This is a genomic window from Pseudomonas sp. AC463 (assembly GCF_979253585.1).
On sequence record NZ_CEEDDZ010001081.1, the window covers coordinates 1 to 241 of the forward strand.

The window sequence follows — 241 nt, forward strand, 5'->3', positions numbered from 1 at the left end:
GCGCCTCGTGCGGGTGCGCTTCGCCCTTGAAGATACGCAGGTTGCGCATCTGCTCGCGACCCAGCGGGCCGCGCGGGATCATGCGCTCCACGGCCTTCTCCAGAACGCGCTCCGGAAAGCGGCCCTCGAGCACCTTGGCGGCGGTCACGCCCTTGATGCCGCCGGCATAGCCGGTGTGCTTGTAATAGATCTTCTTGCCGGCCTTGTTACCGGTGAAGCGGACCTTGTCGGCGTTGATGAC

Annotated in this window: 1 protein-coding gene; it reads right to left on the reverse strand. The window is 65.6% G+C overall.

Annotation, left to right across the window (positions count from 1 at the left end; all coding sequences use genetic code 11):
- The coding region (gene rplM / locus AC0IYH_RS33605) for a 50S ribosomal protein L13 (RefSeq protein WP_471838776.1) at positions 1-241 on the reverse strand (241 nt) is incomplete at both ends.